The 2580-nt window shown below is 66.2% G+C and carries 2 protein-coding genes and 1 pseudogene; 2 read left to right on the top strand and 1 reads right to left on the bottom strand.

Going from position 1 to position 2580, the window contains the following annotated elements; translation table 11 throughout:
* The first annotated feature begins 42 nt into the window (after window positions 1-42).
* Window positions 43-453 (top strand): Rv2253/PknI dimerization domain-containing protein, encoded by a 411-nt coding sequence (locus HPC46_RS36075; protein ID WP_456320172.1) that lies wholly within the window; start codon window positions 43-45, stop codon window positions 451-453.
* On the opposite strand, the gene HPC46_RS34145 is transcribed toward HPC46_RS36075, so the two are convergent.
* Window positions 440-2002 carry an FAD-binding protein gene (locus HPC46_RS34145; RefSeq protein WP_179476402.1) on the bottom strand — a complete coding sequence of 521 codons (1563 nt, stop codon included), beginning with the start codon at window positions 2000-2002 and terminating at the stop codon, window positions 440-442. The genes HPC46_RS36075 and HPC46_RS34145 overlap by 14 nt on opposite strands.
* 203 nt (window positions 2003-2205) lie before the next feature.
* Between HPC46_RS34145 and HPC46_RS35425 the strand changes: the two are divergent.
* Window positions 2206-2580, top strand: a pseudogene (locus HPC46_RS35425) (hypothetical protein); the annotation flags it as partial.

Raw genomic sequence — 2580 nt, 5'->3', positions numbered from 1 at the left:
CTTCTACAATCACCAACGCCGCCACAGTGCCGCCGACGGGCTATCGCCCGTCAACTACGAGATCAGGGAATCCAAGACCAAGCCCGAAGCGGCATAGGAAACCCTCCACGATTTCGGGGGAACCACAGGACGATCTCTTCGACGTGCAGCTATCCCACCGAATGCGTCGGTACTGTCAGCAGCGATGCGGGCTGGACGGCGCCGATCTTCCAGGCCGGCGGGGACTGGCGGGTCAAGCGAACGATCCCGGACTGGATGCCCTGCCAGGACGGCACCAGCGCACCCGGGCTGCAGGTGTATCGATTTCATGGGTCCAGCCCCGGCGGCGACCAGACCGACCCGAGCTCCAACATGTTGGTGGGCCAGGATTCGACCACGGGCCAGCCGGGGGCCTGCGGGCGCAGCCTGGCCCTGTTCATCAACATGCCGTTCAAATTGGTCAAGCAGACCTGACGTCACCGGCCATGTCGAGAGCGGCGAGATGGCTGAACAACATTGACGCGCCGATCGGGTTCCCGCCACCGGGGTATGTCGTCCCGCTGACCGCTGCCATCGTGTTGCCCGCCGCATAGAGGCCGGGGATCGGCTGCCCGGATTCGTCGAGCACCCGGGCATCTTTGTCGGTGCGCAGACCACCTTTGGTGCCAAGGTCGGACAGGCCGAAGGCCGCGGCATGGAAGGGCGGCGTGTCGATCGGCACCATGGGCGATTCACCGCCGGAGAAGGCCCGGTCGTATGCCTCGTCACCGCGCCCGAAGTCGGTGTCGGCGCCGGCGGCGACCATCGCGTTGTAGCGGGCGACCGTCTGTTCCAGCGTGTCGGCGGGCGCCCCGATGAACTCGGCCAGCTCCGCCAGAGTGCCTGCGCTGCGCCATAATCCGGCGGCGCGGTACTTCTCGGTGTCCACCATCGAGACGTTGGTCGCCTTGACCGGCGGGACCTCGCCGTCGCGGTTGTCGTAGATCATCCAGAACGGGACATCGAGGCGGCCGGCCTGCATCTCGGCGATGATCTCGCGGCCGATCCGGTCGTATGCCGCAGACTCGTTGACGAACCGTTCGCCGGCCTGATTGACGAAGATGCCCCCGGTGAACCACAGCGCGAATGCGGAGCGGCCGTCGGGATGAGTCAAGCCCGGCGACCACCACGCCTGGTCCATCAGGTCGGTGGCGGCTCCCGCGCGGATCCCCGCCTCCAGCGCGGCGCCGGTGCTGCCCGGTCCGCCCATACTGTCCTTCGCGTCACCGGGGACGCCGTAGGTCTGCCGCAGCGCGGCATTGTGCTCGAATCCACCTGCCGCCAACAGCACTCCGCGCCGGGCGCCGATCCGCACCGGTTTGCCGTCGCGCTGCACGACGGCACCGACCACGCGGCCGTTCTCGGCGATGAGCTCGGTCAGCTGCGCATTGCGGTACAGGGAGGCGTTCGGGTAACCGGCCAGGGCGGCAAGGAACCTGCCGATCAGTGCCCGCCCGCCGAAGAGCTTGTCCGGTGCCGGCGCACCGAGGCGGTCGTGGTCGAGGGGCCCGCGCACGAAACCCGCGTAGGGGCCGAGCTTCTCGCCGCGGATCGGATTGGCCACGATGTGGCGCATCCCGTCGCCGCGGGAGTCGGCGGCCTTGCCGTAATAGTCCGGCCACGGCAGCACGGAGAACGTGAAGTTCTCGGCGTCGGCTTCGAGGTATTCGATCAGGCCAGGGCCGCGGCGGATGTAGGTCTCCTGTAGCTCTCGGGGGGTGCGATCGCCGATGACGGTGTGAAAGTAATTGAACGCCTTCTCGATCGTGTCATCGCTGCCCGCCCGTCGCAGCACCGGATTGCAGGGGAACCACATGCCGCCGCCACCCGAATAGGCGGTTGTTCCGCCGAAGAAGTCGGTCGACTCCACCAGCGCCACCGACAGGCCCTCTCGGGCGGCGGTGTACGCGCCGGTGATGCCCCCGCCGGAACCGGCCACAATGACGTCAACGGTCTCGTCGAACAAGGTGTCCTGCACGGTCATCGGCCTCCTTTGTCGCACCCACTGTGATCGGTGACGCGGTAGGAAGCAACAACGACTCCCGGTGAGCGGGTTCAGGGTGTCGGGCCTCGCCGCGGCGTCGTGGGAGGCAATGTAGCCGAACACCAGTCCCCGGCGGGTCGACTTCTGGGCTGAGCCGGGTATGCCGGATGCGATCCGGGCTGGGAGCGCCTCGTCGCGGTGAGATGTCTCCCGCTGACTGGGAAGCGGATGTGGCACCGAGCACATTGTGCGGTGCACTCAGCCACCGTGACATCGCACCTGAACCCGACCACTTCATGAATTCGGTTGTCAGCATTCGCTCCCCGCGTGCGGTCAGCCTCGCCACTGCTGTGGTAACAGGCGGCTTTCTGAGTGGTATGTCGGGGCCGATGCAGGCTATTGGTGGTTTGTTTGCGATGTCGGCTGATGCGGTGCGGTTTGTGTTTCGGAAGCCGTTTCAGTGGCGGGAGTTTTTGGAGCAGTCGTGGTTTGTGGCGCGGGTGTCGTTGGCGCCGACGTTGTTGGTGGCGATTCCGTTCACGGTGTTGGTGTCTTTTACGTTGAATATTTTGTTGCGG

This window comes from Mycolicibacterium vinylchloridicum (assembly GCF_013404075.1).
Taxonomy (GTDB): Bacteria; Actinomycetota; Actinomycetes; order Mycobacteriales; family Mycobacteriaceae; genus Mycobacterium; species Mycobacterium vinylchloridicum.
The sequence above is the reverse complement of the archived record's forward strand: the minus strand, read 5'-3'. Positions and strand labels throughout refer to the sequence as shown.